The following is a 19,744-nucleotide window of genomic DNA, read 5'->3' on the forward strand; positions in this document are numbered from 1 at the left end:
CGCCGGAATCGGAGGCCGAAAGCCATGGGACAAAATCCATGGGTTTTGTCGCCCAAGCCTCCGGCCTTGAAGGGAATGCGTGATGAGTGTTTGGCCGCAAATCGCCTGCACCGGGCGGCGCATCGGCTATGCCCGCGTTTCGACGCGTGACCAGAAGCTGCGCATGCAGCGCGAGGGGCTGAAGGCGGTCTCGTGCGATCAGATTTTCGAAGATCACGGGGTGAGCGGCGCGAAGGGATCGCGCCCCGGCCTCGATGCGATGCTGGAGGTCTTAGAGCCCGGCGATAGCGTCGTCGTCTTTAAGCTGGACCGGCTGGGGCGCAGCGTCCTGCACCTTGCCGATCTGCTTGTGCGCTTTGAGGCGATGGGCGTGCATTTCGTCTCGCTGTCTGAGGGGATCAACACGACCACGCCTGGCGGGCGCATGGTGTTTCATATCTTCAGCGCCGTGGCCGAGTTCTCGCGCGAGGTGATCGTGGAGAACACATGCGCCGGGCTCGACGCCGCCCGCGCCAAGGGTAAACGCTTGGGGCGGCCAAGGAAGCTCAGCATTGAAGACGTGATGGCCGCGCACGAGGCAATAGCGCGCGGACGCCTTACCACGAACGACATCGCCGAAAGGCATGACGTGCACCCGAGGACGGTAAGCCGGGCTGTGGAACAGGTAAGCACTGAAATCAAAACTAGGTGCAGTGCCTAACTTCCGTCAATGCCTGAACCAACTTGACCCAACCTGAAAACAGCATTCGCGCTACGCGCAAGATGTTCGCGGTATTACCGCGACACCTTCTCGACCCGCCTTGCGGCCCTCGGCAAAGGGGCGTGCCGCCCCTTGTGCAATCCCCTGCCATGGAGCAATGGAGAACTCTAGGCACGTCTGAATCTGATTAAAACACCAATGACGAATTGCTGCTCAGCTACGAATCTGAGAACATATCATCCTTCAAAAATGTCATTGCACTTCACATTGTTTTCCAATTCGGGCACAATCAGGAGTATGAAAGGCTAAAAAAATGACAAGAAAAAACTCCAATCTGGCTGAGACGCAATTCGACCTTGAAAATGTTTATAGGTTGAAGCGGGACGCTTTTGCTGACGTTCAGTGTGTTGACAACATTGAGTATATGCGAAGCCTGAAAAAAGAATCAATTGATCTTATTATCACTTCTCCGCCATACAATATTGGAAAATCCTATGAAAAAAAACGCCCTACAGACCGTTATATTGAAGAACAAACGGTCTGCATCGCAGAAGCCGTCAGGCTTTTGAAGCCAAACGGCTCGATCTGCTGGCAAGTCGGGAACCATATAGATGGCGGCGAGATATTTCCTTTGGACATTATCCTGTATGAAAAATTCAAAGATCACGGCTTGAAGCTTAGAAACCGGATCGTATGGACGTTTGGCCACGGCTTGCACTGCAAAAACCGATTCTCCGGACGGCACGAGACAATCCTTTGGTTTACGAAGTCTGACGACTACAAGTTTAATCTCGATGCAGTGCGGGTGCCGTCTAAATACCCTAACAAAAAGCACTTTAAGGGACCTAAGAAAGGTCAACTGTCGAGCAATCCGCTTGGTAAGAACCCTTCTGACGTTTGGGACATTCCAAACGTGAAGTGGAACCACGTCGAGAAGACTGATCACCCTTGTCAGTTTCCGGTTGGTTTGGTGGAGCGCCTTGTGCTCGCGCTGACCGATGAAGGTGACAGCGTTCTCGATCCTTACCTCGGTGTGGGTTCGACCGCTGTCGCAGCTATTAAGAATGATCGAAACGCATACGGATGTGATTTGGATCAAGGATACATTGATATCGCATGGGAACGCATCCATCAGCTACGCGCCGGAACGCTTCGGACTAGGCCGATGAACAAGCCCGTCTATGACCCCACATCCAACAAGGATGACGAATGAAATTAGCATTTCCGTACGACCATCGTGATGGCATCGCTCAATGGGGAGAACGTGACCTATACGAGTGGGTGACGGACATTTTTGAATGCCCGTCTGTTCGAATCGGTCCTGGCTGCACGAATGATGTACGTAATCATGTTGAGAAAGAATTTATCCGCGAGGGATGGGCGCGTGATGTAAAGCTTGACCAGGACCTTAAGCTGAACGTTTTCGCACAGAAGGACGATTTGGCGTTTCAGCTTCAGACCGGAAACATGAGCCGAGCGCCTTATGACCTCTTAAAGCTTCAATACCTGTTTCAATCTGGACGAATCGAGGCAGCGGCGCTCGCCGTCCCAACTAAGGACGCTGCCCGAGCGATCGGCGAGAATATTGCGAACGCAGATAGGATTGTCAGAGAGCTTCAGCTTTTTGATCGGGTTATAACCGTCCCAATCCTATTGATAGCCTTTGATTGACGGTGGGAGGGGCAATGCCATTCAAAGTCAAAATTACGCCGCGAGCGGACCGCGCTTCGATCATCAAAAAGAGCTGCGCAGCTTCGGACAAGACTGAGGACTTTTACGCGTTTCGAAATGAAAAGACTGCCCTGAGAGTCGTTCGATTGGAACTGGGATTGCCCATCTACCGGATGGACAATTCCCGGACCTTCTCAGCACAACGCGAGCACGTCGTTAAAAACAAACTCCCTCACGATTATTTTATCCAAGGGCAAGAGAAACAGACCGTACAACAAGAGCAGCATGACCTATTGTTCGGCCTCGCAAAACGGGGAAAATCTGGATCCGTTACGCCAGTTTATGACGTTCTAAAAGCTGAAGGACAACGTGAACCGCTTCTGATCACAAGTACAGGCGTCGTAATAAATGGAAACCGCCGTCTTGCAGCAATGCGAGAGCTGCATTCTGAGAATGAGACGGGCGAACCACCTTTCGAGCATGTTGATTTTATGGTGCTTCCGGAGGACGCGGGACCCAAAGACATCATAGATATTGAGGCTTTTCTCCAGGGAAGACCAGAAACACGCCTGGACTACGATTGGATCGGTGACGCTGAGCTAATAAATCGCCTGATTGAGGCGGGAAGAACCATAAAACAAATTGCCAATCGTCTGAATCGAACCGAGGCTGATATCAAAAACTCGATGCAGGCCCTTGTAGAGGCGGATATATACCTCCGAGATTGGGCTGGCGCAGAAGGCGAGTATAGCCGTATCCGAGATGACGCAGAGCAGCTTTTCAAGGACTTGCCGAAGCTCCTTTCAGGCAAGGATACGGGACTCGTTAATGCAAGCCGCGCTATCGGCTGGACGCTACTTGAAAATCGGGATCGACTCTCCGGAAGGCTGTACAATTTCAACCAAGCTATCGGCGGGCTTGCTGACGACGTAATTGAGCGTTTTTCCAAAGACCTGGATATTCAGGTTGAAGATTACAGCGTTAGCGATGACGGTGAAGCGGATAATTTTGAGATCGACTTCGATGGCACAGACGGTGCCTCGAACTACGATGCGATCGTCGAGGTTTTGCGAGCCGAAGAAAACAAGGACGACACTGTAGATGCTTTGATCGATGCCTGTGAGTCGGCGATCGAAACAGCCAAAGGTCAAAAATCGGCAAGTGCTGCGCTGAAATCTGTATCGCAAGCTCATTCCAAATTAGCCGCCATCGATCTGTCTAAAGCCTCTCAGAGCACATACTCAGGAATTCGAAAGCAGCTCCAGGCTATCGATACATTGGTCAAAAAGCACTTGTCTACGCTTGATAAACTCGAAGAAGACTAGGGACAGGAACGCGAGTTGTATGAGCGAAACAGTAAGCGAAATTGAAATACAGTATGATCCAAGATTTATGGAGGGAGTATTTGTCCTTGAAAATGATGCCGGCGCCTCTTCAATATGGAACAGACTAAAAGTCCGCATCCTAGATCAAGGCGTTGACGCAAAGATCAGCGGCAACTCTATTGCAGTTCCTTGGCCCGACGCCCTGACTATTATTCGCGAATTTGGTTCAAAATCGCTTCAGCGTTCACTGCGCTTTCGTTTCTCCCCAAAGGGAGAGGCTAAAGACCGAATAATCCAATTTTCCTCGGAGGTTCGAGAAGCCAAGAAAGCACGTGAAACAGCCCTCTTAGATGTATCCCACGAAGAAATCTCACAGAGACTTAAGGCTAAAGGCTTCACGAAACGAACACTGAAGGCGTTTCAGGAACGAGATTTGGGTCACCTAGCCAGTATGCCGCATGGCGCGAATTTTTCGGTGCCTGGCGCAGGGAAAACGACTGTTACTTTCGCCCTATACCTTCTTCTCCATGAAGAAGGCCGCCATCTTTTTGTGGTCTGTCCAAAATCTGCATTCCCCGCCTGGAAGGAAATCGTGAACCAGTGTGTCGACACGGACGCGCATCCGGAAATGGCAGAGCCGTTCACGATGTTGGACGGAAGAGGGGAAGATATGCGTGCCAAGCTCGCATCAGGCGCAACAAGGTTTCTTATCTCATATGATATGATGATCCGAAATCAAGCTGAAGTCGCAAACTATCTTGCGACGCATAACGTTCACTTGGTTCTCGATGAATCACATCGAATGAAGGCTGGTTTGGCATCTCAGCGTGGTGCCTTCTTGTTAGGCATTGCAGGGTTGCCAGCCCGCCGGGATATCCTCTCTGGCACGCCCATGCCGCAAGGTGCATCTGACATGGCATCTCAGATGGGTTTCTTATGGCCTGGGCAAGGCTTCGATCTGCGTATTCAACGTGGCGCGCCTCCGAGAGAGGTGCTTGGGAACCTTTATGTGCGTACTACCAAACAGGAGCTTGGGTTACCCCCTGCCGAACGGCACTATTACGATGTCGACATGGCACCTGGCCAGTTAGCGCTTTACTCCATTGTGCGCTCAGAGGCACTTCGCCAATTTCATCGAACACTCGCATCGTCGTCTGACAGTCGCGACTATGTTAAGGCGCGCAAGTCCGTTATGCGTCTACTCCAGCTCTCTATCAATCCTACCCTCGCGCTGGCTGGAATGGCACACGACGACGCCGATATTGACACTGGCATCGTGGACAAGGTGCTGGAAGAAGGCTCTTCCAATAAGATAAAGGCCATAGTTGATCACGCCCACGATTTAGCTAAAGAAAATAAGAAGTGCGTTATATGGACGATATTCACCGATACAATTCATGAGCTTGATAATCGGTTAGCTGATTTGAACCCAGTCTTCATCCACGGTGGAGTTTCTTCTGGTGATGAGAATTTGTCAGATACAAGAGAAGGGAGATTAAAGCGCTTCCACGAGGACGACGACTGTTCGGTACTAATTGCTAATCCTGCCGCAGCGGGAGAAGGGATAAGCCTTCACACTGTGTGCCACGATGCAATCTATGCAGACCGCAGTTATGTATCGACCCACTATTTGCAGTCAATTGACCGCATTCATAGACTTGGATTGCCACCCGGCATCGAGACCAACATCCATATATACCGGACGAGAGCGCCACGCGAGATCGGCAGCATCGATCTATCCGTAAGTCGACGATTGTTAATGAAAATAAGAAATTTGCAGGAATTATTAAACGACCCAGACCTGCACCAGATCGCGCTCGACGAAGAAGAGGCAGATGATCCGATCGACTACGACGTTGATATGCAGGATCTTGTCGATTTGGTTGAAGAACTAGAAGGCAGGGTGCTCGAAGCAACCTCTGAGGAACTGTGAGCGGTGTCTCGACGCGGCGGCTGTTTTCAATGCCCACGTTTGAGGGCCTTCGATTGATACGAGCATACCTTGCTGAGAACAGCCACCTGAACCTGGATAGCGCAATTGCTGCAATCCAAGCTGCTGAAGCTGATGCCGTGGCGTTGGATTTGCAGGCATCCGCAGTCCTTCATGAGCTTGTCCCGATCGGCGCGTCCTTGGATGGCGTTACTTTCTATCGGAGTTGCATAGAGACTGTTGTCGTCGAACTGCAGCCAATCTGGGCCAAGACAATGACCGCGGGCCGCAAGAGGTTCATATCAAAGCTATCCGATGAAGATGATATCTCAATATTTGAAGCGGGTGCACTGCTCGCTGACCCGCCGTCTTGGGATGACGTATCTTGGTGGGACTCAATTACGGCTCGGGTTCGAAAGGCTAAAGACGCCCAAAAAATGGAACAGGCGCGTCAAGCTGAACTCCTTAGTATAGAGTACGAGAAGAAGCGTCTTGTTGACTTAGGTTTAGACGTTGAACCGGAGTGGACTGGCTTTGAAGACAACTTTGCTGGCTACGACGTGTTATCGTACGAGATTGGTAATCACGGTTTAGTAAGCAAGCTCATCGAGGTCAAGTCGACCACGGCGTCTCCGCTTCGCTTCATGATTACAAGAAATGAATGGAACACGGCACAGGAATACTCCGACAACTACGTGTTTCACGTATGGGACATGGATCGTGAAACCCCGGTTCTTTACGAGCGAAAGTCCGCCGATGTTGCGCCACTCATTCCTTCTGACAACAACAAAGGAAAATGGTCTTTGGCTGAAATACCTCTCGGTGCCACCTGATCTCTAGGGCCTGTCAGGCTAAAGCCCTTTCAAGAGCTGGTTAGGGGCTTCGCCCCTCGCGCGGGCAAGGCATCCCAACGTCTGCACGCCCGCTGTTCCCAGCGGACGCGGACCCTCGTTCGGAGCCTCCTTGCCCTTGCTACCCCCACTCTTCGCCAGAGGGTCAGGGTTGCAGGGCTGCAACCCTGTTCCAATCGGTTATACCGGCGAACTTACCGATCGAGCATTGGCCCATCGCGCGATCTTGAGCGGCGGCGGGGGCGTTCTTGGCTGCGGCGCTTTTCCTTGAAGGCTTCGCGGCGGGCGGCGCGTTCCTGATCGGCCTCCGTTTCCATCTTCTGGAAGACCTTGGCATCTTCGGTGAGGTCGCGAGCCACACCCTTGTTGCGCTCGCGCTGAGTTGCCCGCTCCTTCACCATCTCGCGGCGCTGGGCGAGCTGAACGGCGGTGAGCGTGTCGCGCTGGGCCTTGTCGCGATCACGGGCAACTTCGGCTTCCTGCGCATTGCGCTCCAGCGTGCGTTTGCGCTCGCCCCTGATCCTGTCCCATAGGCCGAGCAGGCCGCCGCGCAAGCGCGATTTCCGCTCTTTCTCTTCGGCCTGCTGGAGGCGCTGCGTGGTTTCCTGAAGGGCTTTACGGTCGGTGCTCTGCCGTTCCTTTAGAGCCGCGCGCTTTCCCTCGGCTTCTTTGCGTTCTAGCGCTTCCTTCTCCGCGACCTCGCGCTGAAATTCCTCCATCTTGGCCTGCATGGCCTTGGCGATCTCGCGCTTGGTATCAGCGACCGAGGGGAGCGCCGCTTCATCGCCGAGACGCTCGCGAACGGCCTTGGTTCTCACCCCGACACGCTTAGCGATGTTATGCACTTCCCCATGACGATCGACGGCGACATGGCCGCGCCGGTCCCCTTGCGCGAGCCAATAGCCGCGCTCTTGCAGGGCATGAGTGAAAGCGGCCTTGGAATCGGAGACCGCCCACGCATCTTGAAAGGCCGCTTTGATTTCGCGCGGGTCTTCCTTGATGCGCCGGGCCTGTTGCCATTCGGCGAGGGTGAAGTTGCGCGGATCGCGCTGACCGCTCACGGCCAGACCGCGCGGCATTGTCCAGCCATGCTCCAGATAGAGATCGCGGGCGATGTCTTGCATCTTGCGCTTAGAGTGCGGCAGTGGAATCGCCTTCATCTCCTGCACATCGATCCGGCTCCACACCGCATGGGCATGGCGGCGCACAGCCCCATCATCCCCGCGCTTTTCATGGTAGACGATGGCGCGGGGCTGGCCTGTGAGGCCGAGCTTGGTTTCTACTCGGTCAATGGCTTGCGAGAACGCTTCCTCGCTCACCTGCGCCTCTTTGGGCGGATTGAGGCTGAGCGAGAAAAGAAATTGCCTGCACTTGGTGCCCCGGCTGATCGCATAGCTTTCCTGAAACGCGCCATCCAGATCATCCGCCACGAAGCCACGCAGCTCCGCCACCTCGACGCGCTCATTCTCGGTCTTCATCAAATGCCGGGCGAGATCGCGCGCGCCACCTCTGGGATTGCCGACAAGGATCATGAACCGCTCCCGGATTTTAGTCCGAGGGCACTCACCAGCAGCGCCCGCACTACGCGTACGTCTTCGCAGGCATCCTTGAGGGCGGCGCGATCCTGTTCCGCCAACTCCAGCCGCCCGGCCTCGGCAGCGGCAGCCAGCAGGCACAGATGCGTTGCCAGCTCCGACTTGCCGAGCACGCCCAGCACCTGGCCGAGCATGGCGTAATCTATGGCAGGCGCGCGGGTGGCCTTTCGGGGTGCCTTCTCATCGCCAAGCAGCTTTCCCCGTATATATCCGCCCAGCGGACGGTTCCCGGCTTTGCGCTCCAGATAGGCGCGTTCATCCGCGCTCAGACGGATTGAGAAGGGCGCTGGGCGCTTTTGTTTTTTTGTCTCAGCGGAGCTCATGGCGTCGGCTCCTCCCATTCCTTGGGGATATCCGACTCAAGCGCCTTCAGTTGATGTTCCCAGTCTGCTAACTCTTGAAAGAGGGAGTTCAAAGACTCTCCCTCTAGATGCACCATCTTTTCCCCCCTCACCCCTTCCGGAAAATCACCGTCAGATTGTTCGCCGGCATCGCCTCGATCGCCTTGAGGGTGAGCCCGCGGGCGTCGGCCAGCGGCAGGACCTCGCTCTCCAGGTCGCGGACGCCCCAGCTTGGGTCGCGGGCGCGCAGGCTTTCGTCGAAGGCTTCGTTGCTTTCGGCCGTGTGCCGGCCGTCGCGCTTGAACGGGCCGTAGAGCAGGAGCGGCGCGCCGGCGGGCAGGAGGCGGCCGGCGCCGCGCAGCAGGCCCTCCGCCGCCGCCCAGGGGGCGATGTGGATCATGTTGGCGCAGAAGATCGCGGTCGTCCCCTCCGTCGCCTCGGCGGGCCAGGCGTCGGCCGTGACGTCGAGCGCGATCGCCGGCGCGATCTTCTCCGGCGCCTCGCTTGCGGCCGCGTGGGCGTCGATCGAGGCGAGCGCCTCCGGCTCCGCATCGCTCGGCCGCCAGCGGAGTTCGGGGGCGAGCCGCGGGGCGAAGAAGGCGGCGTGTTCGCCCGTGCCGCTGGCGATCTCCAGCACCTGGCCGCCCCTTCGCCCGGAGGCGGGCAGATGCGCCTGCAGCACGGGCAGAAGCGCGTCGCGATTGCGCAAGGTGGCGGGCGCGTGGCGGCGGGGATCGCTCATCGTCGGGGCCTCCGAATGGCGCGAAGGGGCGCTTACAAGGACGGGCGGGCGGGCGGCCTGCGGCGGCGCCCGAAAACTATTGCGTCGCCGAAACCGCGTCACTAAAAACTGACACTCGGGATCGCATGAAGAGTCAGGCGACCGGCGAGAAAAACAAGAGCCGCCGGTCCAGGAAGGATAAGCCCGCCGATGACCTACGTCGTCACCGAAGCCTGCATCAAGTGCAAGTATCAGGACTGCATCGAAGTCTGCCCCGTGGACTGCTTCTACGAGGGCGAAAACATGCTGGTCATCCATCCGGACGAATGCATCGACTGCGGCGTGTGCGAACCGGAATGCCCGGCCGAGGCCATCTTGCCCGACACCGAGGGCGAGGCCGAGAAATGGCTCGAGCTCAATCGGGAATATTCGGAGAAATGGCCGAACATCACCCGAAAGGGCGAGCCGCCGGAGGACGCCGACGATTGGGACGGCGTCGACAATAAGTTCGAGCAGCATTTCAGCCCGAATCCCGGAAAAGGCGACTGACGCCGGCGCCTGTTCGCGCCTCGCTTGCTGCGCCGCACCATAGCGGCGGCGCGCCGCCGCGCCCGCGATTCAGGGGTGGGATTCGTCGAAATTTTGTGTTACATTATTGCGTATAAATCGACGTGTGTGCGGCGTTCGTCGTGTAGACGACTCGGCGTGAGGGTGATTCGGCGTGAAGGCGCTTCGGCGGGAGCCGTCAGCGTCGGATCATCGGCGACCGGATAAACGCTGCGCATTCCCAGACTACCGGGCGACCGCGCCCGACAGTCGTCGGTCGGCGAAGCCGGACCGCGGGCGATGACGCCCGGCCCGCTCGCCGCCTGAGGATGTCGGGTGGGGAGAAAATCGCGCCGGGTCCGGACCGCCGGTCGGTCCGGCGACCCCCTCGATACCGAGGGCGGCAAGGGTGACGAGGATAGAAATGGCGACGAAATCTGCGTACCGTAAAGGCGATTATGTTGTGTACCCGACGCACGGCGTCGGCAAGGTGCTCGGCGTGGAGGATCAGGAGATCGCCGGCCAGAAGCTTGAGCTGATCATCATCGAATTCGACAAGGACCGCATGACGCTGCGGGTGCCCGTGGCGAAAGCGGACCAGTCGGGCCTGCGCAAGCTGAGCTCCCCCGACCAGATGAAGGCGGCGCTGAAGACGCTGAAGGGCAAGAGCCGGGTGCGCCGGACCATGTGGTCGCGCCGCGCGCAGGAGTACGAGGCGAAGATCAACTCGGGCGACCCGGTCTCGATCGCCGAGGTGGTGCGCGACCTGTTCCGCAACGCGAACCAGCCGGACCAGAGCTATTCCGAGCGTCAGCTCTATCAGGCGGCGCTCGACCGCCTGGCGCGCGAGCTCGCCGCCGTCGAGGAAATCGACGAGGAGGCGGCCGCCGTTAAGCTGGAGCAGATGCTGCAGAAGGCGGCGGCGTAAGCGCGCTTCCCGAGCGGTTTTAGGAAAAGCCCCGGCCGCCGCGCCGGGGTTTCTTCTTGGGCGGCCGCCTTCCGTTCGAGGGCGTCCCTGTGACGGCCGGGCGCCGTCGGAAAGACAAGTCGAACGCCGAGGCGCGTCTCGACGCCTTCGGTATCCGATCCTCCGCGCAAGCGGGGGTCCATGCCTGAGACGGAACAGCCGACGCCCGCCGTCCGCGTGACGACACGCCTCAGGCGGGGTCCCCGCCTTCGCGGGGACGGGGGATTTGCGAAGGGGGCGCATCCCCGTCGCGCCGGCTGCAAGAGCGGAGAGCCCCCACGCGGCCGCCGGCGCGGCCGACCGGTCCTGAGGGAGACGTTTGGGGCCCTCACCCCGCCAGCAGCGCGGCCGTGCGGGCGCGCAGCTCGGGCAGCACCTCGGCGTCGAACCACGGGTTCTTCCTCTGCCAATGGGTCGTGCGCCAGCTGGGGTGGGGCAGCGGCAGGAAGCCCTGCGCCAGGTGGTCGCGAAAGGCGCGGACCCGCGCGGTCATCGTCTCCCGCCCCCCGAGATAGCGCTTCTGCGCATAGGACCCGACCAGCAGCGTCAGCGCGACGTCGGGCAGATGCGAAAGGATCGCCTCGTGCCACGCGGGCGCGCATTCGGGCCGGGGCGGCTTGTCCCCGCCCTTGGCGTCGACGCCGGGATAGCAGAAGCCCATCGGCATGATCGCGATCTCGGTCTCGTCATAGAAGGTCTCGCGATCGACCTGCAGCCAGTCGCGCAGGCGCTCGCCGCTTCGGTCGTTCCAGGGAACGCCGGTCTCGTGCACCTTGGTCCCCGGCGCCTGCCCGATGATGAGAAGCCGCGCGCCGGGCGCCGCGCGCACGACGGGCCGCGGCCCCAGCGGCAGATGCGCTTCGCACAGGCGGCAGGCGCGCACCTGCGCCAGCAGCGTCTCCAGATCGCTCATCAGCCCCCGCGCGCGCTCAACAGCCGCTTCACCAGCGCCGGCACGGTCTCGCCCGCCGGGCCTTCGAGCGCGTGGCGGAAGACGCCGGAGGCGTCGGTCTCCTCCAGGTTCATCTCCAGCGTCAGGGGACAGCCGTAATCGCGCGCCGCCATGACGAAGCCGGCGGCCGGATAGACGGTGGCCGAGGTGCCGATCGCGATGAAGAGCGCCGCCTCGGCCAACGCGCGCTCGATCTCCTCCATGAAGAACGGCATTTCGCCGAACCAGACGACGTGCGGGCGCAGACGGCCGGTGCGGCCGCAGGCGGGGCAGGCGCTCTGCACCGTGGCGTCCTCGCGCCAATCGTGGACGCCCGCGCAATCCTCGCAGCGCATCTTCAGCAGCTCGCCGTGCATGTGCAGCAGCTGGCGCGCGCCGCCGCGCTCATGCAGATCGTCGATGTTCTGGGTGACGGTCAGGACCCGGTGCGGCCAGCCCGCCTCCAGCCGCGCGATCGCCTCGTGCGCCGGGTTGGGGCGGATGTCGGCCGACAGCAGATCGCGCCGGCGTTGATTGTAGAAATCATGCACCTTTTCCGGATCGGCGGCGTAGCCTTCGGGCGTCGCCACTTCCTCCAGGCTGTGGCGGCTCCAGATGCCGCCCTTGTCGCGAAAGGTGTCGATGCCGGACTCCTTCGAGATTCCGGCGCCCGTCAGGATCACGATGGGGCCGTCGACCCGATCCAGCGGCAAGTCCTCGATCGCTGCGCTCATGTCCTCGTCCGTCGCTCGCCCTTCCCAAATCCGCCGGGGACATGGTAGCCCCGTCGAACGCCTGCAACAAAAAAGGACCGCCGCCCATGCGCGTCGAGGCCGAGCCCGTTCGATCGATCCTGTTCGTGTGCACCGGAAACATCTGCCGCTCGCCGACGGCGGAGGGCGTGTTTCGCGCTTTGGCGGCGGAGGCCGGGCTGCTTGACGGCCTGCGCGTCGACAGCTGCGGCCTCACCTCCTTTCATGTCGGCGAGCCGCCCAGCCGCCCGGCGATAGAACACGCCGCCAAACGCGGCTACGACCTCGCCGCCTTGCGCGCGCGGGCCTTCGCGCCGGCGGATTTCGAGCGCTTCGACCTGCTGCTGGCGATGGACGACGGGCATTACGCGCAGCTCGCCCGGCGCGCGTCGGCGGAGGCGCGGCGGAAGGTCGCCTTCTTCCTGGACGCCGCGCCGGACGCGCCGCGGCGCGACGTGCCGGACCCCTATTACGGCGGCGCGGCGGAGTACGAGCTGGCGCTCGACCTGATCGAGGCCGGCTGCCGCGGCTGGATCGAGCGTCTGCGCGCGGCATGACCGGCGATCTCGCCGCGCGGATCGAGCGCGCCCTGGGCGCGCCGCCCGCCTCGCTGCCGCGCCGGATCGGCGGCGGCGCGACGGGGTCCGTCTTCGCGTTCGAGACGGCGCAGGGCGCCCGCCTGGCGGTGAAGCAAGCCGCGGCGCGCGAGGCGCAGCTCGATCTGGAAGGCTGGATGCTGCGGCTGCTGGCCGAGCGCAGCGCGCTGCCCGTCCCGGCGGTGCATTACGCCGCGCCCGAACTGCTGATCATGGACTTCGTGGAGACCGGCGGGCCGATCGACGCCCGCGCGGAAGAGCACGCCGCCGATCTGATCGCGGCGCTGCACGGGGTGCGCGGAGAGGTCTTCGGACTGGAGCGCGACACGTTGATCGGCCCGCTGATCCAGCCCAACAGGCCGCGCGCGCGATGGCTCGACTTCTACGCCGAGGAACGCCTGCTGCCCTTCGCCCGCGCGGCGCTGGACGCCGGCGGGATCGGCGCGCAGACGATGGACCGGGCGGAGCGGCTGGCCGGCCGGATCGGCGATTTCCTGGCCGAACCGGACCATCCCAGTCTGATCCACGGCGATCTGTGGGGCGGCAACGTGCTGGCGCGCGCGGGCCGCATCGCGGGCTTCATCGACCCGGCCGTCCACTACGCCCATCCGGAGGTCGAGCTCGCCTTCACGACCCTGTTCGGGACGTTCGGGGAGCGCTTCTTCGCGCGCTATCAGGAGCGGCGACCGATCGAGCCCGGCTTCTTCAAGGAGCGGCGCGACCTCTATCTGATGTATCCGCTCTTGGTCCACGCGACGCTTTTCGGCGCCGGCTACGGCCGTCAGGCCGACGCAATCCTTCGCCGCGCGGTGGGGTGACAAGCCCCTCTTCCTGCGGGAGAGGGTACGAGACTCACCCGCCCGCGAACAGCCCGCGCGAGGAGGGGTCGTAGGGCTCCGGCTGCATCTCCAGATGCAGGCGATCGCCCTTGTAAGGGTGCGCGCGGGCGACCGCCTCGTCGAGCTCAACCCCCAGGCCCGGCGCGTCGGGCGGGATGACGTAGCCGTCCTCCCAGCGGATCGGGGTCTTCAGGATCTCGGCGTGGAAGCCGTCCCAGCGGCCGATCCCCTCCAGCAGCAGGAAATTGGGGCTGGCGGCGGCGATCTGGATGTTGGCCGCGCCGACGATCGGCCCGCAATAGAGGTGCGGCGCGATCTGCGCGTGATGGGCCTCGGCAAGGGCGGCGATCTTCTTCGCCTCCAGGATCCCGCCGATGCGGCCCAGATTCATCTGAACGATGTTGACGGCGCCGGCGCCGAGGTGAGCCGCAATCTCCATCTTGGTGGTCAGCCGCTCGCCGGCGGCGATCGGGATCGCGGTGGCGCGCGCCACCTCCGCCATGCGCTCGGGCGCGTCGGGCGGGACGGGCTCCTCGAACCACAACGGATCGTAGGGTTCGATCCGGCGGGCGAGGCGCTTGGCGCCGGAGACGGTGAACTGTCCGTGCGTGCCGAACAACAGATCCGCCCTGTCGCCGACGGCCTCGCGCACCTTTTTGCAGAAAGCCTCCGAGCGATCGAGGATCGCCATGTCGGGCTGGTGCGGGCCGAAGCGGGTGTAGGGGCCGGCCGGGTCGAACTTGAGCGCCGTGAATCCTTGGCGCACCCACTCGACCGCCGCCTCGGCCGAGGCGTCGGGATCTGCGTAAAAGCCGGCCGGGTCGTCCCCCGGCTTGGGATAGAGATAGGTGTAGGTGCGCAGCCGGCGGTTGACGGTCCCGCCGATCAGCTCGCGCACCGGCCGGTCCAGCGCCTTGCCGATCAGATCCCAGCAGGCCGTCTCCAGCCCGCTGGCCGCGCCCATCACGGTCGGGTCCGGGCGCTGGGTGAAGCCGGAGCCGTAGCAGCCGCGGATGAAGCGCTCGGTCTCGAACGGGTTTTGACCCTCAAGATAACGCTGGAACAGATCCTCGATCACCGCCGTCATGGCGCTCGGCCCGACGGCGGCGGCGTAGACTTCGCCGTAGCCGACGGTTCCGTCGTCCGCCGTCAGCTTGACGAACTGGAAATAGCGTCCGCCGAAGCCGGGCGGCGGATTGCCGACGACGAAGACCTCAAGGTCGGTGACGCGCATCGAAAAGCCTCCCTTAGGGGCAGCCGGGCGGCCGGTCAGTCGAAGGTGATGACGTTGCGCAGGACGCGGCCCTGCTTCACCTCCTCCACCGCCTCGTTGATTTTCTCCAGCGGGTAGCGATTCGAGATCAGCTCGTCGAGCTTGAGCCGGCCGGCCTTGTAGTGCGTCACCAGCCAGGGAATGTCGACCGCGACGCGCGCCTCGCCCATCTTGGAGCCGAGGATGCGCTGGGAATAGGCGGCGAGCGATCCCGGATCGATCTCCGCAAACACGCCCGACGGCGGCATGCCGACCAGCACCACGGCGCCGGTCTTGCCGACGATTCGCATCGCCTGGTCGATCGCGCCCTTCACGCCGACGGTGACGAAGGCGTAGTCGACGCCGCGCCCGTCGGTCGCGGCCATGACCTGGTCGACGGCGTCGGACGCGGCCGCGTCGATCGCGCCGGTCGCGCCGAACGTCGTCGCCGCCGCGCGCTTCTCCGCCACGACGTCGAGGGCCAGGATCCGGCCCGCCCCCGCGATCGCGCAGCCCTGCACGGCGTTCAGGCCGACCCCGCCGCAGCCGATCACGGCGGCCGTCTGGCCCGGACGCAAGCCGGCCGTGTTGGTCACCGCGCCGACGCCGGTGATGACGCCGCAGGCCAAGAGGCTGGCGGCGTCCAGCGGCACGTCCTTCGGGATGGCGACCGCCTGGCTCGCCTCGACCGTCACGGCCTCGGCGAATCCGCCGGTGCGCAGGCCGTGGACCAGCGCGCCGCCGTCGGCCGCCGTCAGCGGGGTTTTGCGGTCGAGCGGAAAGTCCGTCTCGCACGCCGTCTGCTTGCCCTGGCCGCAATAGTGGCAGCGCCCGCAAGACCGAATCAGCGTCACCACCGCATGGTCGCCGACGGCCAGGCGCTCGACCCCGTCGCCCACGGCTTCCACCACGCCTGCGGCCTCATGCCCGTAGACCGCCGGCAAATCGCCGCCCCAGCCGCCGTCGGCGTAGAGAATGTCGGAATGGCAGATCGCGCAGGCCTTGAGGCGCACGCGCACCTCGCCCGGGCCGGGCTCGGCGAGGGTTACGGATTCGATCGACAGCGGCTCGCCGAAGGCCCGGCAAACGGCGGCGGAGACGGTGGTCATGGCGGGTGAAGCTCCCAATCGCGCAGGTCGCCGGAACGCTCCGCTATTCGGCGAGACGATGCAAGGGGGGAAAGCTGTCGCCGCGGGACGATCAGACGGGGTGCGCCCAGACTAAGACGATCTTGGCCCTCACCCCGACCTTGCGCCGTCGACGCCCGCCCGCTGTCGGGCCGGAACAGGCCCGGCCCGACGGGGTTTCTGAAACGGGCGACAGAGGCCTACCCGTCGCCGTCGACGATCTCGCGGATATCGACGGTCGTGCGCACGCCCAGATCGTCGTAATGCGCGTCGAGCCAGCGCCGCGCGGCCGTCTGGCCGATCGCGCGCAGATGCAGCAGGAAATCCCATTCGGCGTTCAGCTTCGACGACGCGCCGAGCGGCGCCAGCGCCGCCGAATCGGCGATTATGTGAACCAGCACGTGTTTGTAGCGCTCGGGATCAAGGCGGCCCTCCTCGAGCAGCCGGGCGACGAAATCGACGGCGCGCAACTCGCGCATCAGGCTGGCGTTGAAGGTGATTTCGTTGAGGCGCTCCTGAATCTCGCGGGCGGTGCGCGGAATTTCCGGCCGCTCCACCGGGTTGATCTGGACGATCAGGATGTCGTCGCTGAAGCAGCTTCGAAAGAACGGGAACAGCGCCGGATTGCCCATGTAGCCGCCGTCCCAATAGGCCTCGTTCCCGATCTCCACCGCCTGGAACATGAAGGGCAGGCAGGCGCTGGCCAGCACATGGTCGGCGGTGATGCGGCGGCGGTCGAAGACGGCGATGCGCCCGGTTCGCACATTGGTGGCCGACAGATGCAGCCGGAAGCCCTCGCAGCGCCGGACGCGATCGAAATCCACGCCGCTCTCCAACAACGGCGCCAACGGGTTGAGATCCAGCGGATTGAACAGATAGGGCGAGGCCATGCGCCCCATCAGATCGAACAGCGCGAAGCCCGGCGATCGATCGAGCGACCAGTCCCCCATGATTCGATCGAGCAGGGTGCGCTGGATCGGACTGAAGCGCGCGGCGTCCGCGACCGAGCGCCAGAAGGCGGCGAGTTGGTCGCGCGCGCGGTCGCGGTCGACCTTGCGCTGGCCGTCGGCCAGCCCGTCGGCCAGCAACACGGCGTTCATGGCCCCGGCCGAGGTTCCCGAGACCGCCTCGATCTCGATCCGACCGTCGCGCAGGATCTCGTCCAAGACGCCCCAGGTGAAGGCGCCGTGGGAGCCGCCGCCCTGCAGGGCGAGGCAGACGGGTTTGCGGGCGTCGCTCATGACCGCAGTCTATCAGCATGGGGAGCCGCGGGCGCGTCCCGAATCGACCCGCGCTCGCTCACAGGGGCGTCACCGTATTCGGCAGGCTGGTCTTCACCGCCGCGGCCAGGCCCTGAAACAGAGCGCGGCGCGGGCTGGCCGAGCGAAAGACCAGGCGCACCCGGCGGCTCGCCTCCGGCGCCAGAGGGCCGTCGATCCGGCGCGCGACCAGGCCTTGGTCGGTCGTCCAGGCGCCGCGCAGCGACAGCGCCGGCGCCAAGGTCGTCCCGGCCCCGGCGGCGACCAGGTTCAGGACGGTCTCGAAGCTGGTGGCGCGCAGATCGGTCTTCACCCGACGATCGGGCCGCGCCGCCCGGCAAAAGCTCAGCGCCTGATCCCGGAAGCAGTGCCCCTCGCTCAGCAGCAGCAACTCTTCGGGGTCGATCGCCGCAGCCGAGACGCTGGGCGCCTCGGCCAGCGGATGACCGCGCGGCGCCACCAGCCAGAACGGCTCGTCGAAGAGGGGGATTTCCTCCAGCCGCGAGCTCTCCGGCGCGGTGGCGATCAAAGCGGCGTCCAGATCGCCGGCCAACAGCCGCTCGGTCAAGGGCGCTGTCATCTCCTCCACCAACGCGAGGTCGAGGGTCGGTAGTTCGCGCTGGATCGCCGGCAAAATCGCCGGCACGAGCCAGGGCGCGATCGTCGGGATCGCGCCCAGCCGCGCCGCGCCGGCCAGCGGATCGCGATGGGCGGCGGCCGCGCGGCGAATGTCCTCGGCGGCCTCAAGGGCGCGCCGAGCGATGGCGGCGATCTCACGACCGACAGGGGTCGCGCGCACGCTTTTGTTGGTCCGCTCGAACAGCGTCACGCCGAGCTCGCCTTCCAGTTTCTTGATCTGGGCGCTGAGCGTGGGCTGGCTGACATGGCAACGCTCGCTCGCCCGGCCGAAATGCTCCAGCTCCGCCACGGCGACGAGGTAATCGAGATCGCGGAGATTCACGGCGCGGCGCGGCCTTTCAGAAAGCGATGGTCATGCGGCGGCGCGTCCGACGCGCGCACGGCTTTCAGCCGCGCGCCGGCCGGCCGCTTACACCGGCTCGACGACCCCAACGGCCGGACGCGACGGCAAGGCGGCCGGCCGGGCGTCGGCGTCGGTCTCCGACTCGTCCTCGTCGTCCGCGACGGCGTCCTGCGCCTCGGCGTCTCCGGCGGCCCGGGCGAGCCAATCGCGCGCGGCCTCCAGATCGCCGCGCTCCTCCTCCTCGAGCCGCGCCATCATGCGGCAAATGCGCGGGCTGGGCTGCGCGCCGACAAGGGGGGTCAGGTGATTGCGCGCCTCGCCCCAGAGCTGCGCGTCGAGCGAGGCCTGGGCGAGCGACAGATGCGCCTCCGGGTGGTCGGGCGCGAGCCCGCGCAGCTTCTCCATCCGCTTCACCTGGCCAAGCGCCGTAGTCCCGGTCGGCGCCAGGTCGCGATAGATCTCGGCCAACTGGGGATCGGGCTCGGTGCGCCAGGCGTCTTCGACCAATTTCTCGGCCTTGCGGCTCCGCCCCTCCTCGCGCAGCAGCGAGGCGGCGAGCCGCACCGCCTCGATCGAGCGCGGGTCGGACTTCAAGGCCTGCTGGGCGGTCTTCAGCGCCGTGCGCGTCATGCCTTCGCGGCGCTGCGCCTTGGCCTCGGTCATCAGCAAATCGGCGCGCCGGCGGCCAACCTCGACCTCCGGGATCGCCTTGGCGCGGCCGGCGCGGTCGAGCGTCGCCAGGGCCGCCTGACGGCGCCCCTGCTCCTGCTGCAGCTCCAGCAGCTCGCGCAGCACCCAGGGCGTGCCCGGACGCAGCGCGTCCGCGCGCTCGGCCAGTTCAAGCGCGCGCGCGCGATCGCCGGCCTTCAACGCCTGCATCATCAGCCCGCGCACGCCCATGAAGGCCGTCGACGGATCGTCCAACATGCCTTCGAAATACCGGCGCGCGGCGTCGTCCTGGCCGTTCAGCTGCGCCGATTGCGCCGACAGCAGCCGCGTCAGCGCCGGGTCGTCGAGCAGCGCGTCGGCGCGTTTGGCCTGCCGCGCCGCCTCGTTCTTGTCGCCGGCCGCGACGGCCACCATGCCCTGCGTCAGGGCCTGATACCCGCGGGTTCGACGCGAGCGCGCGCGGCTCTCCTTCAGTCGTCCGGGCAGGCGCACGACGCCGCGTCGGATCCGGTCGCCGAAGGCGAGCAGCAGCGCCAGGACGAGCACGGCGAGCAACAGCAGCCCGACCGGCATGTCGGCGCGCCAGCCGCGGAACTCGATCGAAACCGCCCCGGGGTAGACGGTGAAATAGGCGACAAGAGCCCCCAGAATCCCGAGTTTGACGAGGAAGAGCAGCGCGCGGGCGGTCAT

General features: G+C 63.2%; 20 protein-coding genes. 10 read left to right on the forward strand and 10 right to left on the reverse strand.

From position 1 onward, the window contains the following. Nucleotides 1–82: 82 nt before the first annotated feature. The 6 genes from RIB45_RS06090 (at nucleotide 83) to RIB45_RS06115 (ending at nucleotide 6,459) form a co-directional block, all read left to right on the forward strand. Nucleotides 83–700 (forward strand): recombinase family protein, encoded by a 618-nt coding sequence (locus RIB45_RS06090; protein ID WP_350049340.1) that lies wholly within the window; start codon nucleotides 83–85, stop codon nucleotides 698–700. A 313-nt stretch (nucleotides 701–1,013) separates the two neighbouring features. Further along, entirely contained in the window at nucleotides 1,014–1,913 is a 900-nt protein-coding gene (locus RIB45_RS06095; RefSeq protein ID WP_350049341.1) for a DNA-methyltransferase, read from the forward strand. Then, nucleotides 1,910–2,371: a BglII/BstYI family type II restriction endonuclease gene (locus RIB45_RS06100; RefSeq protein ID WP_350049342.1), complete on the forward strand. Its 462-nt coding sequence runs from the start codon at nucleotides 1,910–1,912 to the stop codon at nucleotides 2,369–2,371. Before RIB45_RS06095 ends, RIB45_RS06100 begins: the two co-directional genes overlap by 4 nt. Nucleotides 2,372–2,385: 14 nt before the next feature. Further along, on the forward strand, nucleotides 2,386–3,696 hold the full coding sequence (locus RIB45_RS06105; protein ID WP_350049343.1) for a hypothetical protein: 1,311 nt from the start codon (nucleotides 2,386–2,388) through the stop codon (nucleotides 3,694–3,696). Nucleotides 3,697–3,715: 19 nt separating this feature from the next. Beyond that, nucleotides 3,716–5,629 carry an SNF2-related protein gene (locus tag RIB45_RS06110; RefSeq protein ID WP_350049344.1) on the forward strand — a complete coding sequence of 638 codons (1,914 nt, stop codon included), beginning with the start codon at nucleotides 3,716–3,718 and terminating at the stop codon, nucleotides 5,627–5,629. 29 nt (nucleotides 5,630–5,658) lie between these two features. After that, nucleotides 5,659–6,459, forward strand: a complete 801-nt coding sequence (locus RIB45_RS06115; RefSeq protein WP_350049345.1) for a protein NO VEIN domain-containing protein — start codon at nucleotides 5,659–5,661, stop codon at nucleotides 6,457–6,459. 212 nt (nucleotides 6,460–6,671) lie between these two features. Here the strand turns inward: RIB45_RS06115 and RIB45_RS06120 are convergent, their stop codons facing one another. From RIB45_RS06120 to RIB45_RS06130, 3 genes are all read right to left on the reverse strand, one after another. After that, nucleotides 6,672–8,009 (reverse strand): relaxase/mobilization nuclease domain-containing protein, encoded by a 1,338-nt coding sequence (locus tag RIB45_RS06120; protein ID WP_350049346.1) that lies wholly within the window; start codon nucleotides 8,007–8,009, stop codon nucleotides 6,672–6,674. Next, nucleotides 8,006–8,395 carry a hypothetical protein gene (locus RIB45_RS06125; protein ID WP_350049347.1) on the reverse strand — a complete coding sequence of 130 codons (390 nt, stop codon included), beginning with the start codon at nucleotides 8,393–8,395 and terminating at the stop codon, nucleotides 8,006–8,008. Before RIB45_RS06125 ends, RIB45_RS06120 begins: the two co-directional genes overlap by 4 nt. Before the next feature lie 127 nt (nucleotides 8,396–8,522). After that, entirely contained in the window at nucleotides 8,523–9,155 is a 633-nt protein-coding gene (locus RIB45_RS06130) for a DUF938 domain-containing protein (protein ID WP_350049348.1), read from the reverse strand. A 189-nt stretch (nucleotides 9,156–9,344) separates the two neighbouring features. Between RIB45_RS06130 and fdxA the strand changes: the two genes are divergently transcribed. Both fdxA and RIB45_RS06140 read left to right on the forward strand, forming a co-directional pair. After that, the gene (gene fdxA / locus RIB45_RS06135) at nucleotides 9,345–9,683 is read left to right on the forward strand and encodes a ferredoxin FdxA (protein WP_350049349.1); all 339 of its coding nucleotides are present in this window, start codon (nucleotides 9,345–9,347) and stop codon (nucleotides 9,681–9,683) included. A gap of 421 nt (nucleotides 9,684–10,104) precedes the next feature. Then, nucleotides 10,105–10,608 carry a CarD family transcriptional regulator gene (locus RIB45_RS06140; protein WP_350049350.1) on the forward strand — a complete coding sequence of 168 codons (504 nt, stop codon included), beginning with the start codon at nucleotides 10,105–10,107 and terminating at the stop codon, nucleotides 10,606–10,608. A 367-nt stretch (nucleotides 10,609–10,975) separates the two neighbouring features. Here the strand turns inward: RIB45_RS06140 and RIB45_RS06145 are convergent, their stop codons facing one another. Further along, the gene (locus tag RIB45_RS06145) at nucleotides 10,976–11,560 is read right to left on the reverse strand and encodes a uracil-DNA glycosylase family protein (protein ID WP_350049351.1); all 585 of its coding nucleotides are present in this window, start codon (nucleotides 11,558–11,560) and stop codon (nucleotides 10,976–10,978) included. Next, entirely contained in the window at nucleotides 11,560–12,312 is a 753-nt protein-coding gene (locus RIB45_RS06150; protein WP_350049352.1) for an NAD-dependent deacylase, read from the reverse strand. The genes RIB45_RS06145 and RIB45_RS06150 overlap by 1 nt, the downstream gene beginning before the upstream one ends. An 86-nt stretch (nucleotides 12,313–12,398) precedes the next feature. Here RIB45_RS06150 and RIB45_RS06155 point away from each other — a divergent pair, with 86 nt between their 5' ends. Beyond that, nucleotides 12,399–12,887: a low molecular weight protein-tyrosine-phosphatase gene (locus tag RIB45_RS06155; RefSeq protein ID WP_350049353.1), complete on the forward strand. Its 489-nt coding sequence runs from the start codon at nucleotides 12,399–12,401 to the stop codon at nucleotides 12,885–12,887. Then, nucleotides 12,884–13,744 carry a fructosamine kinase family protein gene (locus RIB45_RS06160; protein WP_350049354.1) on the forward strand — a complete coding sequence of 287 codons (861 nt, stop codon included), beginning with the start codon at nucleotides 12,884–12,886 and terminating at the stop codon, nucleotides 13,742–13,744. The genes RIB45_RS06155 and RIB45_RS06160 overlap by 4 nt, the downstream gene beginning before the upstream one ends. 34 nt (nucleotides 13,745–13,778) lie before the next feature. Here RIB45_RS06160 and RIB45_RS06165 read toward each other — a convergent pair whose 3' ends face one another. The 5 genes from RIB45_RS06165 to RIB45_RS06185 all read right to left on the reverse strand — a co-directional run bounded on the left by RIB45_RS06165 (nucleotide 13,779) and on the right by RIB45_RS06185 (nucleotide 19,744). Further along, nucleotides 13,779–14,999: a mandelate racemase/muconate lactonizing enzyme family protein gene (locus RIB45_RS06165; protein WP_350049355.1), complete on the reverse strand. Its 1,221-nt coding sequence runs from the start codon at nucleotides 14,997–14,999 to the stop codon at nucleotides 13,779–13,781. A gap of 35 nt (nucleotides 15,000–15,034) precedes the next feature. After that, nucleotides 15,035–16,126 (reverse strand): Zn-dependent alcohol dehydrogenase, encoded by a 1,092-nt coding sequence (locus tag RIB45_RS06170; RefSeq protein ID WP_350049356.1) that lies wholly within the window; start codon nucleotides 16,124–16,126, stop codon nucleotides 15,035–15,037. A gap of 218 nt (nucleotides 16,127–16,344) precedes the next feature. Beyond that, nucleotides 16,345–17,385: a patatin-like phospholipase family protein gene (locus tag RIB45_RS06175; RefSeq protein WP_350049357.1), complete on the reverse strand. Its 1,041-nt coding sequence runs from the start codon at nucleotides 17,383–17,385 to the stop codon at nucleotides 16,345–16,347. A gap of 58 nt (nucleotides 17,386–17,443) precedes the next feature. Further along, nucleotides 17,444–18,364 (reverse strand): LysR substrate-binding domain-containing protein, encoded by a 921-nt coding sequence (locus tag RIB45_RS06180; protein WP_350049358.1) that lies wholly within the window; start codon nucleotides 18,362–18,364, stop codon nucleotides 17,444–17,446. 87 nt (nucleotides 18,365–18,451) lie between these two features. Then, a complete protein-coding gene (locus tag RIB45_RS06185; RefSeq protein WP_350049359.1) occupies nucleotides 18,452–19,744 on the reverse strand; it encodes a heme biosynthesis protein HemY in 1,293 nt (430 codons plus the stop codon).

It is taken from the genome of Marivibrio sp. (assembly GCF_040218065.1).
Taxonomy (GTDB): Bacteria; Pseudomonadota; Alphaproteobacteria; order UBA8366; family Aestuariispiraceae; genus Marivibrio.

Bases quoted from the DNA above. Each gene is read 5' to 3' on its own strand.
- RIB45_RS06115 (WP_350049345.1), top strand. From the start codon at position 5,659: ATGCCCACGTTTGAGGGCCTTCGATTGATACGAGCATACCTTGCTGAG.
- RIB45_RS06125 (WP_350049347.1), bottom strand. From the start codon at position 8,395: ATGAGCTCCGCTGAGACAAAAAAACAAAAGCGCCCAGCGCCCTTCTCA.
- RIB45_RS06090 (WP_350049340.1), top strand. From the start codon at position 83: ATGAGTGTTTGGCCGCAAATCGCCTGCACCGGGCGGCGCATCGGCTAT.
- RIB45_RS06150 (WP_350049352.1), bottom strand. From the start codon at position 12,312: ATGAGCGCAGCGATCGAGGACTTGCCGCTGGATCGGGTCGACGGCCCC.
- RIB45_RS06155 (WP_350049353.1), top strand. From the start codon at position 12,399: ATGCGCGTCGAGGCCGAGCCCGTTCGATCGATCCTGTTCGTGTGCACC.
- RIB45_RS06105 (WP_350049343.1), top strand. From the start codon at position 2,386: ATGCCATTCAAAGTCAAAATTACGCCGCGAGCGGACCGCGCTTCGATC.
- RIB45_RS06185 (WP_350049359.1), bottom strand. From the start codon at position 19,744: ATGACCGCCCGCGCGCTGCTCTTCCTCGTCAAACTCGGGATTCTGGGG.
- RIB45_RS06145 (WP_350049351.1), bottom strand. From the start codon at position 11,560: ATGAGCGATCTGGAGACGCTGCTGGCGCAGGTGCGCGCCTGCCGCCTG.
- RIB45_RS06160 (WP_350049354.1), top strand. From the start codon at position 12,884: ATGACCGGCGATCTCGCCGCGCGGATCGAGCGCGCCCTGGGCGCGCCG.
- fdxA (WP_350049349.1), top strand. From the start codon at position 9,345: ATGACCTACGTCGTCACCGAAGCCTGCATCAAGTGCAAGTATCAGGAC.
- RIB45_RS06140 (WP_350049350.1), top strand. From the start codon at position 10,105: ATGGCGACGAAATCTGCGTACCGTAAAGGCGATTATGTTGTGTACCCG.
- RIB45_RS06165 (WP_350049355.1), bottom strand. From the start codon at position 14,999: ATGCGCGTCACCGACCTTGAGGTCTTCGTCGTCGGCAATCCGCCGCCC.
- RIB45_RS06170 (WP_350049356.1), bottom strand. From the start codon at position 16,126: ATGACCACCGTCTCCGCCGCCGTTTGCCGGGCCTTCGGCGAGCCGCTG.
- RIB45_RS06120 (WP_350049346.1), bottom strand. From the start codon at position 8,009: ATGATCCTTGTCGGCAATCCCAGAGGTGGCGCGCGCGATCTCGCCCGG.
- RIB45_RS06130 (WP_350049348.1), bottom strand. From the start codon at position 9,155: ATGAGCGATCCCCGCCGCCACGCGCCCGCCACCTTGCGCAATCGCGAC.
- RIB45_RS06095 (WP_350049341.1), top strand. From the start codon at position 1,014: ATGACAAGAAAAAACTCCAATCTGGCTGAGACGCAATTCGACCTTGAA.
- RIB45_RS06100 (WP_350049342.1), top strand. From the start codon at position 1,910: ATGAAATTAGCATTTCCGTACGACCATCGTGATGGCATCGCTCAATGG.
- RIB45_RS06175 (WP_350049357.1), bottom strand. From the start codon at position 17,385: ATGAGCGACGCCCGCAAACCCGTCTGCCTCGCCCTGCAGGGCGGCGGC.
- RIB45_RS06110 (WP_350049344.1), top strand. From the start codon at position 3,716: ATGAGCGAAACAGTAAGCGAAATTGAAATACAGTATGATCCAAGATTT.